Raw genomic sequence first — 13,972 nt, 5'->3', positions numbered from 1 at the left:
GAATTTAGTAGGAAGTCCGAGTATATTCAGCAGCAGGATGATGTAGGTCACATGCAAAGGAGCATTCCGCCATGGTTCGCGAGCTTTCCCATTACATAGACGGACAACGGGTCGACGGCGTCTCCGGGCGCTTCGGAGACGTCTACGATCCCTGCACCGGCGAGGTGCAGGCCAGGCTGCCGCTGGCCAGCGCCGACGAAGTCCGCAATGCCATTGCCAGCGCGGAGAAAGCCCAGGTGGAGTGGGGCGCCATGAATCCCCAGCGCCGCGGCCGGATCCTGCTGAAGTTCGTGGACCTGGTGAACGAGCACCTGGACGAACTTGCCGCGCTACTTTCCTCAGAACATGGCAAGACGCTCCCCGATGCCAAGGGGGACATCCAGCGCGGCATCGAGGTGGTGGAGTTCGCCGCCGGCGCCCCGCACCTGCTCAAAGGCGAGTTCTCGGACAACGCCGGGACCGGAATCGACGTGCATTCGCTGCGCCAGCCGCTTGGTGTGGTGGCCGGCATTACGCCGTTCAACTTCCCAGCAATGATCCCTTTGTGGAAGTCCGGACCTGCCTTGGCCGCGGGTAACGCCTTCATCCTCAAGCCCTCGGAGCGTGATCCCTCCGTGCCGCTGCGCCTCGCCGAACTCTTCACCGAGGCAGGCGTCCCCGACGGGGTGTTCAATGTGGTCAACGGGGACAAGGAAGCAGTGGACGCGCTGCTCGAGGACGATCGGGTCAAAGCCATCGGCTTTGTGGGATCCACCCCGATCGCCCAGTACATCTACGCCACCGCGGCCGCCCACGGCAAGCGCGCCCAGTGCTTCGGCGGGGCCAAGAATCACATGGTGATCATGCCGGACGCGGACCTGGACATGGCCGTTGACGCGCTGATGGGGGCAGGCTACGGCTCCGCCGGCGAACGGTGCATGGCCATCTCCGTGGCAGTACCGGTGGGTAAGGAAACGGCCGATGCCCTCGTCTCCAAGCTGGAGGAACGGGTCAAGCACCTGAAGGTGGGGCACAGCCTGGACAAGGACTCGGACTTCGGGCCAGTGGTGGCGGCGTCCGCCAAGGAGCGGATCGAAGGCTACATCCAGTCCGGCGTGGACCAGGGCGCCACCCTCGTGGCGGACGGCCGCGGCCTCACCGTGGAAGGCTACGACGGCGGGTTCTGGGTTGGCCCCACGCTCTTCGACAACGTCACCAAGGACATGAAAATCTACAAGGAGGAGATCTTCGGCCCGGTGCTCAGCGTCCTCCGCGCAGCGGACTACGACGAAGCCCTCCGGCTCTGCAGCGAGCACGAGTTCGGCAACGGCGTGGCCATCTTCACCCGCGACGGCGACGCTGCCCGTGACTTCGCCAGCCGGGTGCAGGTGGGTATGGTGGGCATCAACGTGCCCATCCCGGTGCCCATTGCCTACTACACGTTCGGCGGCTGGAAGGCCTCCGGCTTCGGGGACCTGAACCAGCACGGAGCCGACGCGTTCCGTTTCTACACCAAGACCAAGACCGTGACCACCCGCTGGCCCTCCGGCATCCGCCAGGGCGCCAGCTACGTGATGCCGGAAGGCAGCTGATGACCGCAGAAACCACCGCAGCGGGTCCCCATGAGACGCCCGCTGGTGAAGTCCTGTTTGAGCGGCGCGGGCGCCTCGGCGTCATCACGCTGAACCGGCCCAGGGCAGTGAATGCGCTCACCGCCGGCATGGCCGCGGCCATGCTGGAGCAACTCACCGCATGGGCGGACGACGACGGCGTGGCCACCGTCCTGGTGCACGGCGCCGGGGAGCGGGGCTTGTGCGCCGGCGGCGACATCGTGGCCATCTATGAGGACATACTGACGGGCGGTGAGGCCACCGCGGACTTCTGGCGCACCGAATACAGGCTGAACGCGCTGATCGCCGGGTATCCCAAGCCGTATGTGGCCTTCATGGACGGCCTGGTGCTCGGTGGCGGCGTGGGGATCTCGGCGCACGGTTCCGTCCGGATAGTCACCGAGCGCACCCGCACCGGCATGCCGGAGACCACCATCGGATTCGTGCCCGACGTCGGCGGCACCTTGCTGCTGTCCCGCTCGCCGGGGGAGACAGGCACCCATGCGGCCCTGACCGGCGCCCACCTGAGCGGCGCGGATGCCCTCTTCCTGGGCCTGGCGGACCACTTCGTGGCGTCCAAAAACCTGCCCGCGCTGGCAGCGGCGCTGGAAACCGAAACGGCGGAGGCCGCCGTCGGACGCTTCGCGGAGACGCCGCCGGCATCGGTGCTGGCCGGGCAGCGCGACTGGATCGATTCCTGCTACGCCAGCGACGACGCCGAGGACATCCTCCGCAGGCTCCGCACGTTTGCCGGGGAAGCTGCCGGTGAGGCGTCCGGCGCGGCGGACACCATCGAGTCGAAGTCGCCCACCTCTGTGAAAGTTGCGCTGGCATCACTCCGCCGCGCGCGCGGCCTGAGCCTGGCGGAAGTCCTCGCCGAGGAGTACCGCGTCGGCCTGCGGTTCCTGGCCGGTGCGGATTTCCGCGAAGGCATCCGTGCGCAGGTGGTGGACAAGGACCGGAACCCGCAGTGGAAGCCGGCCAGCCTGCGTGAGGTTTCCACCGCCGACGTCGAGAGGTTCTTTGAGCCGCTGGGGGACCGGGAGCTCAACCTGCAATCCAAGGAGGCCCGCAATGTCTGAACAATCAGGATCCGGGAAAAAGGAACACGTCGCGTTCCTCGGGCTGGGACACATGGGCGGGCCCATGGCCGTCAATCTGGTCAAGGCCGGGTACACGGTGGCGGGATTCGATGTGGTGCCCGCAGCGCTGGACGCGGCCCGCGAGCACGGCGTACCCACCGTGGCGACGCCCGCCGAAGCCGTTGCCGGAGCCGACGTGGTGCTGACCATGTTCCCCAGCGGACAGCACGTCCTGGACGCCTACCGAGGTACGGACGGACGGCCGGGACTGCTGGACGTGGCCGGGCCGGACACCATGTTCCTGGACTGCTCCACCATCAACGTGGACGAGGCCCGCGAAGCGTCCGCACTCGCGGTGGCCGCCGGCCACCGGGCGGTGGATGCGCCCGTCTCCGGCGGTGTGGTGGGGGCCGAAGCCGGCACCCTGACCTTCATGGCGGGCGCCCTGCCCGGGGACTTCGAATCCGTCCGGCCCCTGCTGGAAGTGATGGGCAAGCGCGTGGTCCACTGCGGCGGCCACGGGGCAGGCCAGGCCGCCAAGGTCTGCAACAACCTGATTCTGGGCATCTCCATGATCGCGGTGAGCGAAGCCTTCGTGCTCGGCGAGAAGCTGGGGCTGACCCACCAGGCGCTGTTCGATGTTGCGTCCGCGGCATCGGGGCAGTGCTGGGCGCTCACCACCAACTGCCCGGTTCCGGGGCCGGTGCCCACGAGTCCGGCCAACCGCGACTACCAGCCGGGCTTCGCCGGGGCACTGATGGCGAAGGACCTCAAACTGGCCCTCAACGCGCTGCAAAGCACGGGGGTGGCCGCCCGGATGGGGCCGCTGGCGTCGGAGATCTACGATACGTTTGCGGCTGAGGGCGGCGCGGGCCGGGACTTCTCCGGCATCATCACGGACATCCGGGACAAGTCCGCGCACTAGGCAGTTTTTGGGCAGTACCACTTTTGAAGCAGAACCACGTGAGGAGTCAGGCATGGCGGAACAGTACGGGAACATTCTGGTGGAACAGCGCGGACGCGTGGGGCTGGTGACGCTCAACCGCCCGGAAGCACTGAATGCGCTGAACAAGGCCACCATGGACGAACTCGTTGCTGCCGTCACGGCCATGGACTCGGATCCTGGAGTGGGTGCCGTGGTGGTCACCGGGTCCGGCAAGGCGTTTGCCGCCGGCGCGGACATCAAGGAGATGGCGGCCCAGGGCTACATGGACATGTACGCCTCGGACTGGTTCCGCGGCTGGGAAGATTTCACCCGGCTCCGGATTCCGGTGGTGGCGGCTGTCTCGGGCTTTGCCCTGGGCGGCGGCTGCGAACTGGCCATGATGTGCGATTTCATAATCGCCGGGGACAACGCCAAGTTCGGCCAGCCCGAGATCAACCTGGGCGTACTGCCGGGCATGGGCGGATCGCAGCGGCTCACCCGGGCCGTGGGCAAGGCCAAGGCCATGGACCTGATCCTCACCGGGCGGTTCATGGACGCGGAGGAGGCCGAGCGTGCCGGCCTGGTGTCCAGGGTGGTGCCGGCCGCTGACGTGGTGGACGAGGCCGTGAAAGTGGCCGAGGTGATTGCGTCCAAGTCGAAGTCGGCGGCCATGGTGGCCAAGGAGTCCGTCAACGCCGCGTTTGAAACCGGGCTGGCCCAGGGGGTGCTTTTCGAACGGCGCCTCTTCCACTCGCTGTTCGCCACCGATGACCAGAAGGAAGGCATGGCCGCCTTCACGGAGAAGCGCCAGCCCGAGTTCAAGCACCGTTAGGGGGCGGTTCCCGCGGCTTAGGCGTCCCTACTAGGGCCGGGGCGCCCGCCGGTGGGCGCGGAGCACTGAATCGGTGACGGTGACGGTGCCGCCGTCCGTGTCCTCCACGGACCGTCGCCGGGCTTCGCAGACGTCGATTTCCCACTCGTCCGGATCCAGGCCGCCCGCGATTTCCTCCGGGGTGAAGAGCAGGCCGGGCTCGCTGGGGCGTCGGATTCCCACTTCCAGGTCCGAGGGGTGGTGGCCAACAACCAGGAGCGTCCCGCCGGGTGCCACGGACGCTGCCAGCCGGTGGTACAGCTCGGTCCGCTCGGCCAGGGGCAGGTGCATGAATTGCGCGGACACCAGGTCGAAGGTGCCGGATGGCGGCGGGGAACTGGTCAGGTCGTGATGGACCCAGGTGATCCGCGCGGCAGCTTCAGCGTCCTCGGCTGCCCGCTCGGCTGCCCTGGCCAGGGCCACGGAGGAGATGTCCACCGCCGTGACGCGCCAGCCCTGGCGTGCCAGCCACAGCGAATCGGCTCCTTCGCCGCTGCCCACGTCCAGTACGGAGCCGGGGCGCAGCCCGGCAGCCTCGGCCAGCAGGTTCGGGTTCGGATTGGGGCTCCAGACCGAGCCGTGCTGGCGGTAGCGTTCATCCCAGAACGACTCGTCGAACTTCATCCGTGGTCTCCTTGCTGGCCGTCACTCAGGTCCCGGCTGCGTGCCCCCAGGGACGGCCCGCGCTCCGCCGTGACACTGCCACGATACGCCGTCGCGGCGTCCTCCAGTTCCTTGGGCTTCACAACGGGCGCCGGCGGTCCGGCTAGGCTGCGCTGATGCCGAAGAGCCCGATGATCAGGCCCATGACCACCAGCGTGACCAGTTCGTGCGCACAGTTCAGGACGGTCAGGCCGGCGGGACGGCCGTCGAAAGCGTCGTGCGTGATGAAGCGCGCGGCGGTGAAGCCGGCCCACAGGATGACGGCCGTGATCAGGGTGTTGGCCAGGAAGTTTCCGCCGTAGAAGTGCTGGGAAATGGCCGCCGATCCGGCAAGGACCAGGGCGCTGACGAAGCTGACCACCAGCGTGATCAGGATGGGTTTGATGGCGTCCCTGGCATCCCCGCTGGGCGTGACTTTCGCGAGCCTCATCCAGTAGTTGCCGAAGACCTTGGGGGTGTACCAGACCGAGCCCACCACCATGCTGGACAGGGTGGCCAGCACTACGGCCCAGATGTTGATTTCCGGAATCATTGCGTTCTCCTCAATCGGCGAAGTCGCCGGCGTTCCGGCGGAAATTTCCCAGGATCCTGATCAGCTGGTCCACGTCCTGGCCGGCGAAGCCGGACTGGCCGAACACCTCAGTGTTGAGCGCCGCCGTCGCACTTTTGGCCAGGGTGCGTCCCTCAGCGGTGAGCTCGATCAGGGTGGTACGGCCGTCCGTCGGATGCGGGGAGCGGACCACCAGGCCTGCGTCCTGGAGGCGGTCGACGGCGTTTGTCACCGAGGTGGGGTGGACCTGCAGGAGCGCGCTTGCCTTGTTCATGGGAAGCGCGCCGCTGCGGGCGAAACTCAGGAGCGCCAGGAGTTCGTAGCGGGCGAACGTCAGGCCGAAGGGCTTGAGCACTCCCTCGATCCGGGCCAGCAGGATCTGCTGGGTGCGCATGATGGCCGTGATGGCAGCCATGGGCGCGGCAACGTCGCCCCAGCCGTGCCTTTCCCAGTTGCGCTGGGCATCGGCGATGGGATCGCGCGGGAGCGGGTTTCCCATGGCACCTCCTGACAAGTGGGTTGCTCCAGCCTAGCTTTTCAAGCCCGGGAAATCCGACTCCGAGTACTCGACTCCCAAGCCCTCGGGGAGCGGTCCGCCGCCGTGCCGCAGCTCCTCGCTGTGCCGGAGCTCCACGCGCCGGATCTTGCCCGAGATGGTCTTGGGAAGTTCCGCGAATTCCAGCCTCCGGATGCGTTTGAACGGAGCCAAATGGTCGCGGCAGTAGCGCAGGATGTCCTCGGCAAGTTCGGGACCGGGCTGGTGCCCGGCGGCAAGGACCACAAACGCTTTCGGCACCGACAGCTTCAGCGCATCGGGGGAGGGAACGACGGCGGCCTCGGCCACCGCCGGGTGCTCGATCAGCACGCTTTCCAACTCGAACGGGGACAACCGGTAATCGGAGGACTTGAAGACGTCGTCGCCGCGGCCCACGTAGGTGATGATGCCGCGTTCGTCCCGGCTGGCCATGTCGCCCGTGTGGTAGTAGCCGTCGCGGAAAGCGTCGGCGGTCTTCTCCGGGTCGCCGTAGTAGGCCTTCATCAGCCCCACGGGGCGCGGGTCGAGGCGGAGGCACAGCTCGCCGTCGTCGGCCTCTTCTCCCGTTGCCGGGTCCACCAGGACCACGTCGTAACCGGGCAGGGGCCGGCCCATGGCGCCGATCTTGATCGGCTGGCCGGGCGTGTTGGCGATCTGCACGGTGGATTCGGTCTGGCCGAAGCCGTCCCGGATGGTCTGGCCCCAGGCGCGGTGCACCTGGTCGATCACCTCGGCGTTCAGCGGCTCGCCGGCGGACACCACCTTGGTGGGCGGGTTCTTGAGCAGGGTGAGGTCGGCCTGGATCAGCATGCGCCACACCGTGGGCGGGGCGCAGAAGCTGGTCACCTTCTCGCGGTCCATCTGTTCCATGAGGGCCTTGGCATCGAACCGGCTGTAGTTATAGATGAACACGCAGGCTTCGGCGATCCAGGGCGTGAAGACGTTGGACCAGGCGTGCTTGGCCCAGCCGGGGGAAGCGACGTTGAGGTGGACATCTCCGGGTCCCATCCCGATCCAGAACATGGTGGACAGGTGGCCCACGGGGTAGGACGTGTGCGTGTGCTCCACGAGCTTGGCTTTGGATGTGGTCCCGGACGTGAAGTAGAGGAGCAGGGTTTCGTCCGCTTTGGTGGGTGCGTCCGGGGTGAAGTCTGTCGGGGCACCGTCAGCGTCCGCGTACCGGGCAGCGCCTGCCGTCGTTTCGAGGGCAGCTTCGGCGGCGGTGCCGCCGTCGGCGATTTCGATCAGTTTGTAGTTGCCGGGAACGCCGGCAAACTTGCCGATGTTGGAACTTCCGACGGCGGCCCAGCCCGCCTCGCCGCGTTCCACCCGGTCCGCCAGGTCCGCCGGGCCCATCAGGGTGGTGGTGGGAATCAGCACGATGCCCAGCTTGATGCCGGCCAGCATGAGTTCCCACAGTTCCACCTGGTTGCCCAGCATGATGATCATCCGGTCGCCGCGGCGGACGCCCTGGCTCCTGAGCCAGTTGGCCACCTGGTTGGAGCGCACGGCCAGCTCCGCGAAGCTCCTCCGGGTGGCGCTGCCGTCCTGCTCCACAATCACCAGGGCGGGATTTGCGCCCTTGGCGGGGTCTGCTGCGATCTGGTCGAACCAGTCGAGGGCGAAGTTGAATTCTTCGAAACGTGGCCACTGGAACTCATCCCGTGCCTGGTCGTAGTCCTCGTGGAGGGCCAGAAGCCTGTCCCTCACGGCCCGGAAGTCGTCGGTGACTGTCATGGGGGCCCTTTCGCCTAGTGATCCATGTCACTGTGCAATATACTAGGACATCCAAGGGTTTGGAAGAGCGAAGGGATGCGTGCCGGTGCAGCCACAACGACGTGACAGCGGGGAAACCACCACAGTTCCGGAGCAGCCGCCGTTCCCGGATGCGGACCTGATGTACATCGTGGATTTGCTGCCTGCGTGGGAGCGGTCGCGGTACCTGGAAGTGCGGGAGTTCCTGCAGACCCGCATCCGGGCGGCCTCTATTGAGTACTGGAACCGTGAGGAATTTCCGTTTGGCCTGCTGGCTGAGATGGGGAAGTACGGGCTCGGCGGGCTGCAGACAGACGGAACGTCGGCGCTCTTCAAGGGCCTGATGTATGTGGAAGTTGCCCGTGCCGACGTGTCGCTGTCCGCCTTGGTGGGGATCCACAACGAACTGATCGTCGGGATGATCGACGAGCTCGGTTCTGACGCGCAGAAGCAGCGCTGGCTTCCCGGGCTGAAAGCCTTGACGCAGCTGGGGGCCTTCGCGCTGACGGAGCCGGATCACGGTTCGGACATTGCCGGCGGCCTCGAAACGTCAGCCCGGCTGGAGCACGGCGAATGGGTGATCAACGGCGCCAAGCGCTGGATCGGCGCCGGGACCATCGCCGACTTCGCGCTGGTCTGGGCCCGGGACGAGGCGGACCGGCAGATCAAGGGCTTCATTGTGGAGACGGACCGCCCCGGCTACTCCGCCACGAAGATTTCCAACAAGATCGGCCTGCGGATCATGCAGAATGCGGACATCGTTCTCGACGAGGTCCGCATTCCGGAGTCGAACCTCCTGCCGGGCGCCACGGATTTTTCGAAGGCCAACGACCTTCTGCGGGATTCGCGGGCCTGGGTGGGCTGGCAAGGCGCGGGGATCCAGTTGGCCGCGTTTGACGTGGCTCGCGCGTATGCCCTGGAACGGAAACAGTTCGGAAAGGAACTGGCGCGCTTCCAGCTGATTCAGCAGCAGCTGGCCGAAATACTGGGCAACGCCAGTGCATCCCTGGCGCTGATGGCGCAGTTGGCCCGGGTCCAGCAGGACGGCAAGCTGGAAATGGTGCAGGCGGCCATGGCCAAGTCCACCACCACCCGGTTGGCGCGGGCTTCCGTGGCGATGGGCAGGTCGCTAATGGGCGGAAACGGCATCAGCAGCGACTACGAGATGGGCAAGCTCTTCGGTGACGCGGAAATTCTCTACACCTACGAGGGCAGCTACGAGATCAACTCACTGATCGTGGCGCGCGCCGTGACGGGGAAGTCGGCGTTCGTCTGAGGGTGCTTCTTAGTCGTGGCCGCGCTAGTCCTGACCGCGCTCATAGTGGAGGAGAACCACTCCGTTGCCGAACGTGTGCGTGCCTAGCAGCTTCAGGTTCAGCCGGACGTCCGGTGACTCGAACAGCGGCCGGCCCTTGCCTTGGCCCAGGACTACGGGGTGCACGTAGATCCGGTATTCGTCGATCAGGCCGAGCCGCATGAACGTTGCGGCCAGATTGGCGCCGCTGACGGCCAGGTCGCCGCCGGGCTGCGCCTTTAGTTTGGCGATTTCTTCAGGCACGACGTCGTGCATCACCGTGGTGTTCCAGTCGGCGTCGGTGAGGGTCCGGGAGAAGACGAACTTTGGCATGTCGCGCCAGATACTGGCGAACTCGACCTCGACCGCCGTGCTGTTTGGATCCTGGTCCGCCGTGGGCCAGTAGCCGGCCATCAACTCGTAGGTGATCCTTCCGTCCAGGAACCCGCCCAGCGCCTTGCACTCATCGTTGAAGTGTTGATGCAGTTCCTCGTCCACCAGGTTCCAGCTGATGTCGCGGTCCAGCCCTTCGAAGTATCCGTCCACCGACACTGACGCCATCAGGATGATCTTCCGCACGTGGGTCCCTCTCTGGTAGGGCGGGCACCCGGGCGGGACCGCCGTCGTATCTTCCAGTGAATCACTCAAGGATGCGTTGGAACAGGATATGGTCCTGCCAGGAGCCGGCAATCCTGAGGTACGAAGGTGCCAAGCCGATCTCTTCAAAGCCGGCGCGGCCCAGTATCTTCCGGGACGCGGAGTTGTGCTTGAGCGTGGCCGCCTGGACCCGTCTGCGCGCGGTTGCCCTGCCGTTGCATTGACGTAGAGGGGGTCCTTCGTCCCTTACGCCGGACCGTACTGAGGGCCACAGTTGGTTTCAGGGGAACCGCGTGTGGGCAGCCCCGACTTGAATGCGCCGTAGAAGGAGGAGCCATGAAGATCGAATCGTGGATTTTCGGAGGCCTGGCCATATTCTTCGTACCCGTGGGTGTGGTTTATGGCTTTGTCAAAGGCTGGACCGAGCCGGTGGGCTTCCTGGCCTTGTGGCTGGTGGGAGGCCTGGCCGGACTGATCGGCGGCTACCTCGGCTACACCGGCCGGCGGGTAGGGATGCGTCCCGAGGACCGCCACGACGCGGAGATCCACGAAGGCGCAGGCGAGCAGGGTCAGTTCAGTCCCTGGAGCTGGTGGCCGGTTGCCTTGGGCATCTCCGCGGCAACCGGGTTCCTGGGCCTGGCCATTGGATTTTGGATCCTCTTCATCGGTGCAGGATTTGCGCTGGTTGCACTGATTGGCTGGGTATTTGAATACAGCCGCGGGGACCACGCCCACTAACCGCCGGGTCCCTTCAAGCCGCCACGGGTGTACGTAGTACACTCGTTGACAAGAATCGGCTAGGTAAGGTGCCCACATGACTCAGCAGGCGGAAGCCACGCGCCGGATCCCGCTGAACCGGGACCGCGTCCTGACTGCCGCCGTCGTGCTGGCCGATGACGCGGGTGTCGAGTCGCTCAGCATGAGAAGGCTGGCGCAGGAGCTAGGCGTGGTGCCGATGGCGCTGTACAAACACGTCGCCAACAAGGAGGAGCTCCTTGACGGCATGGTGGACGTAATTGTTGCCGAAATCGACCCTCCCTTCAGCGACGCCGGCTGGAAGAACGCGGTGCGGCTGAGAGTCCTGTCGGCGAGGAGGTCCTTGTTGCGGCATCCGTGGGCCCGCCAGGTGCTTGAATCCCGCACCACCAGGACGCCGGCGGTCCTTGGGTACATGGATTCGTTCATCGGCATGTTTCTGGCCGGCGGTTTTTCCGTCGATCTCACGCATCACGTGATGCATGCACTCGGCAGCCGCATGTGGGGGTTTACCCAGGAGCTGTTCGACGATTCAGCCAACGCGGTGCCGGCCGACCCGGCGCCTGAAATGCAGGCGGCCATGCTCCAGGAGATGGCACAGCGGTATCCGAACATCCTGCAGGTGGCCATGGCTGCGAATCACGACGACGGGTCAGTGGTTTCGCAGGGCTGCGACGACCAGTTCGAGTTCGAGTTCGCCCTCGACCTCCTCCTGGACGGGTTCGAGCGCTTCCACCAGCAGGGCTGGACATCGGAGCAGGCAAAGCTGGAGCGATAGCCCACCGGGTGTTAGCTTGTGGGGATGGAGGCGCTCGACTGGCTGCTTGACTCCGACCCCGCGATCCGCTGGCAGGTCCTCCGTGACCTCACGGGCGCACCGCCCGAGGAGGTGCAGGCCGAACGTGACCGCGTAGCCACCCAGGGCTGGGGCGCCCGCCTGCTGGAGCTGCAGGAGGAAAACGGCCAGTGGGACGGCGGAACGTACTTCCCGGCACAGTTCGACGAGTCGGAAAAAGGCCAGCCCTGGACGGCGACCACGTACAGCCTGTTGCTGCTGCGGGATTTCGGGCTGGACCCCCGCAGCGGCCAGGCCCGCCGCGCCGTGGAGCTCGTGCGCGAAAACAGCCGCTGGGAGGAAGGTGGCCAGCCGTTCTTCCACGGTGAAGTGGAGCCATGCATCAACGGCATGGCCGTGGCACTCGGCGCGTACTTCGGCGAAAACGTCGACGGCGTGGTAGAGCGCCTGCTGCGTGAGCAGCTCGCCGACGGCGGGTGGAACTGTGAGGCGGAACGGGGCTCGGTGCGCTCGTCGTTCGGGACCACGATCAACGTTCTGGAAGGCCTGCTGGAGTACGAGCGCGCGACCGGCGGGTCCCCGGGCTCAGCCGCCGCCAGGCAGCGCGGCGAGGAATACCTGCTGGAACGCGGACTCCTCCGGCGCAAGACCACCGGCGAGCTGATCGACCGTGACTGGCTGGAGTTCTCCTACCCGACCCGCTGGTTCTACGACGCCCTGCGCGGGCTCGACTACTTCCGCGCCGTCGGCAACCGTCCGGACGAACGCGTCTCCGAAGCAGTGGAGGTGCTCCGCTCAAAACGGCAGCCCGATAGCACCTGGCTGCTGGAAAACACCCACCCCGGCCGGATCCACTTCGCCATGGAGGACGGTGACGGACGCCCGAGCCGCTGGAACACCCTCAGGGCACTGAGGGTGCTCGACTGGTACGACGGGCAGTAGCCGTTCAGGCCGTGCCCGCCGGTGCCGGTCACAATCCGGTTCCTCGGCGTGAGTTTGTTCCGGATGCCCGGGACACGGCTACGCTGGCAACCACTACGTGCGCGTCACGTGACCTGAGAGCAGCAGGCAGGGTCGTAATGGGCTGGCATCAGTTGATGCCGGCTCATCTTCAGTGGGTCGGCGCAGGCCGCCGGGAGACACCCGGTTTCGATCCCAGGAGAGCAGCGATGAGCAATGACCAGGACATCCCGGATACCCGCGGAGAGCCCGGGACCGGAAACCTCCAGCCGGTCCGGACGTCCCGGAAGCGGACCAAGCACGAGCGGTTCCGGACCGGCGAACACGTCCGCTTCGCCGACGGGCACACGACCGGCACCGGCGTTGTGGATGACTCCACCAAGGACGGATCGGTCCTCTGGGTCTGGGCTGATGGCGGCAACGGCCGGAAGATGCTCCTGCAAGGCCGCGGTACGTCGGTTGAATCACTGACGTAAACGCCACCCGGCCGCCCCGGCCCAGGCTCAGGTCAGCAGCCTGGCCACCAGTTCGCCGCGGCTCCCGACTCCCACCTTTTCAAAGAGGGACTTCAGGTGGTCGTGCACCGTATGCGGCGAGATGTACAGGTGCTCGGCGATGTCCGCCGTCGCCGAGCCGGCGACCACCTCGAGGCAGACGTCCCGCTCCCGGGGTGTCGCGCCGTAGGCGGCGAGCAGGAGGGTAACCATTTCGTGCGTGGTGGCTGGTTCCACCGTGACCACCATCTGGCCAGGGTCGTCTCCGGTGATGAGCCGGCTGGCCTGCAGCACCACCCAGTGGTCCCCGGCGTCGCGCATCCTCATGCGGGCCGTCCCGGACGCAGCAGCCTTTGCGGCACCCACAACGGAATACAGGGTCATTCCGAAACGGCCGGGAGCCCGGTCATCCAGTTCCGCCAGCCAGGTTGCCGCGGCAGGCGTGGCGGCACGCACCTCTCCGCGCGGTCCCACCAGGACGATCACGGGACCGGCCGGGCCGCACATCGTGTGGCGCTCCACGCGCACCGCGATTCGGGTGGCGGCGGACAGGGTCGCTGCGATGGAACTCAGGAATTCCACTTCCCGGTCAGTGAAGTCCGGACCCGTCTCACGGAACAGCCCGCCCACGGCCCAGCACACGTCATCGGTCCGGAATACCGCACGCAGTTCGTGCTCCAGGCCCTGCGGGCGGAGTAGGTCGTTGAGCCGCACGCTCCTGACCACGTCGCGGTGCGGTACATCGGACAGCCGGGCGGCCGGCATCGGCCGCCGGGTGAGCTGCGCGAAGGGGTTCGGCTCCGTGCCGGCGTATTCAGTCTCGGCGAAGCGCACGCCGTATTCATCGGGCGTCGGCCAGGGCGGCCAGTTGGTGATTGAGGTCATGATCAGGGTTGCGGGGTCGACGCCGGCCCAGCAGGCCTGCTGAAAAGGTACGGTTTCATGCACGACGGCGAGCGCTGCGGCGTGCAGCTCAGCCACGCCCATGCCGGTGGCCGCCATCGCGGCGATCTCCTGCCGGGCCCGCTCTGCGCGATCTGCCCACATGCTTCCAGTATCCGCCGCCGGCGGCGGACTGCAATCCCCTGATCCGGGGATCTTCCGC

At 66.5% G+C, this 13,972-nt stretch carries 15 protein-coding genes and 1 pseudogene; 9 read left to right on the top strand and 7 right to left on the bottom strand.

Translation table 11 applies throughout. The annotated features are described in order from the left end of the window. Positions 1 to 71: 71 nt before the first annotated feature. The 4 genes from JOE31_RS20655 to JOE31_RS20640 are packed head-to-tail and all read left to right on the top strand — an operon-like array spanning position 72 to position 4,428. Positions 72 to 1,571 (top strand): CoA-acylating methylmalonate-semialdehyde dehydrogenase, encoded by a 1,500-nt coding sequence (locus JOE31_RS20655; RefSeq protein ID WP_209747775.1) that lies wholly within the window; start codon positions 72 to 74, stop codon positions 1,569 to 1,571. Further along, positions 1,571 to 2,671 (top strand): enoyl-CoA hydratase/isomerase family protein, encoded by a 1,101-nt coding sequence (locus tag JOE31_RS20650; protein WP_209747773.1) that lies wholly within the window; start codon positions 1,571 to 1,573, stop codon positions 2,669 to 2,671. The genes JOE31_RS20655 and JOE31_RS20650 overlap by 1 nt, the downstream gene beginning before the upstream one ends. Further along, entirely contained in the window at positions 2,664 to 3,596 is a 933-nt protein-coding gene (mmsB, locus tag JOE31_RS20645) for a 3-hydroxyisobutyrate dehydrogenase (protein ID WP_209747772.1), read from the top strand. Before JOE31_RS20650 ends, mmsB begins: the two co-directional genes overlap by 8 nt. A gap of 52 nt (positions 3,597 to 3,648) precedes the next feature. Beyond that, positions 3,649 to 4,428, top strand: a complete 780-nt coding sequence (locus JOE31_RS20640) for an enoyl-CoA hydratase (protein WP_209747769.1) — start codon at positions 3,649 to 3,651, stop codon at positions 4,426 to 4,428. A 30-nt stretch (positions 4,429 to 4,458) separates the two neighbouring features. On the opposite strand, the gene JOE31_RS20635 is transcribed toward JOE31_RS20640, so the two are convergent. The 4 genes from JOE31_RS20635 to JOE31_RS20620 all read right to left on the bottom strand — a co-directional run bounded on the left by JOE31_RS20635 (position 4,459) and on the right by JOE31_RS20620 (position 7,952). Then, positions 4,459 to 5,091, bottom strand: a complete 633-nt coding sequence (locus tag JOE31_RS20635; protein WP_209747767.1) for a bifunctional 2-polyprenyl-6-hydroxyphenol methylase/3-demethylubiquinol 3-O-methyltransferase UbiG — start codon at positions 5,089 to 5,091, stop codon at positions 4,459 to 4,461. Between the two features lie 142 nt (positions 5,092 to 5,233). After that, positions 5,234 to 5,662: a DUF1761 domain-containing protein gene (locus JOE31_RS20630; RefSeq protein ID WP_209747766.1), complete on the bottom strand. Its 429-nt coding sequence runs from the start codon at positions 5,660 to 5,662 to the stop codon at positions 5,234 to 5,236. A 10-nt stretch (positions 5,663 to 5,672) separates the two neighbouring features. Then, positions 5,673 to 6,179: a MarR family winged helix-turn-helix transcriptional regulator gene (locus JOE31_RS20625; RefSeq protein ID WP_209747764.1), complete on the bottom strand. Its 507-nt coding sequence runs from the start codon at positions 6,177 to 6,179 to the stop codon at positions 5,673 to 5,675. Positions 6,180 to 6,209: 30 nt separating this feature from the next. Next, positions 6,210 to 7,952, bottom strand: a complete 1,743-nt coding sequence (locus JOE31_RS20620; RefSeq protein WP_209747762.1) for an AMP-binding protein — start codon at positions 7,950 to 7,952, stop codon at positions 6,210 to 6,212. Between the two features lie 160 nt (positions 7,953 to 8,112). On the opposite strand from JOE31_RS20620, the gene JOE31_RS20615 reads away from it, so the two are divergent. Next, positions 8,113 to 9,246, top strand: coding sequence for an acyl-CoA dehydrogenase family protein (locus JOE31_RS20615; RefSeq protein WP_245199916.1), 1,134 nt, complete (start codon positions 8,113 to 8,115; stop codon positions 9,244 to 9,246). Positions 9,247 to 9,270: 24 nt separating this feature from the next. Here JOE31_RS20615 and JOE31_RS20610 read toward each other — a convergent pair whose 3' ends face one another. Then, the gene (locus JOE31_RS20610) at positions 9,271 to 9,843 is read right to left on the bottom strand and encodes a dihydrofolate reductase family protein (protein ID WP_209747759.1); all 573 of its coding nucleotides are present in this window, start codon (positions 9,841 to 9,843) and stop codon (positions 9,271 to 9,273) included. A 61-nt stretch (positions 9,844 to 9,904) separates the two neighbouring features. Continuing rightward, a pseudogene (locus JOE31_RS21650) lies at positions 9,905 to 10,054 on the bottom strand (GNAT family N-acetyltransferase); the annotation flags it as partial. 143 nt (positions 10,055 to 10,197) lie between these two features. Between JOE31_RS21650 and JOE31_RS20605 the strand changes: the two are divergent. The 4 genes from JOE31_RS20605 (at position 10,198) to JOE31_RS20590 (ending at position 12,849) form a co-directional block, all read left to right on the top strand. Then, complete coding sequence (locus JOE31_RS20605; protein WP_209747757.1) at positions 10,198 to 10,599, top strand: cytochrome c oxidase subunit 4; 402 nt, start codon at positions 10,198 to 10,200, stop codon at positions 10,597 to 10,599. A gap of 76 nt (positions 10,600 to 10,675) precedes the next feature. After that, the gene (locus tag JOE31_RS20600; protein WP_209747755.1) at positions 10,676 to 11,395 is read left to right on the top strand and encodes a TetR/AcrR family transcriptional regulator; all 720 of its coding nucleotides are present in this window, start codon (positions 10,676 to 10,678) and stop codon (positions 11,393 to 11,395) included. 24 nt (positions 11,396 to 11,419) lie between these two features. Further along, positions 11,420 to 12,355 (top strand): hypothetical protein, encoded by a 936-nt coding sequence (locus JOE31_RS20595; RefSeq protein ID WP_209747753.1) that lies wholly within the window; start codon positions 11,420 to 11,422, stop codon positions 12,353 to 12,355. A 227-nt stretch (positions 12,356 to 12,582) separates the two neighbouring features. After that, on the top strand, positions 12,583 to 12,849 hold the full coding sequence (locus JOE31_RS20590; RefSeq protein ID WP_209747751.1) for a hypothetical protein: 267 nt from the start codon (positions 12,583 to 12,585) through the stop codon (positions 12,847 to 12,849). A 27-nt stretch (positions 12,850 to 12,876) separates the two neighbouring features. Here the strand turns inward: JOE31_RS20590 and JOE31_RS20585 are convergent, their stop codons facing one another. Further along, entirely contained in the window at positions 12,877 to 13,914 is a 1,038-nt protein-coding gene (locus JOE31_RS20585) for a helix-turn-helix transcriptional regulator (RefSeq protein ID WP_209747749.1), read from the bottom strand. Positions 13,915 to 13,972 lie beyond the last annotated feature (58 nt).

This window comes from Arthrobacter sp. PvP023 (genome assembly GCF_017832975.1).
Classification (GTDB): domain Bacteria; phylum Actinomycetota; class Actinomycetes; order Actinomycetales; family Micrococcaceae; genus Arthrobacter.
The sequence above is the reverse complement of the archived record's forward strand: the minus strand, read 5'-3'. Positions and strand labels throughout refer to the sequence as shown.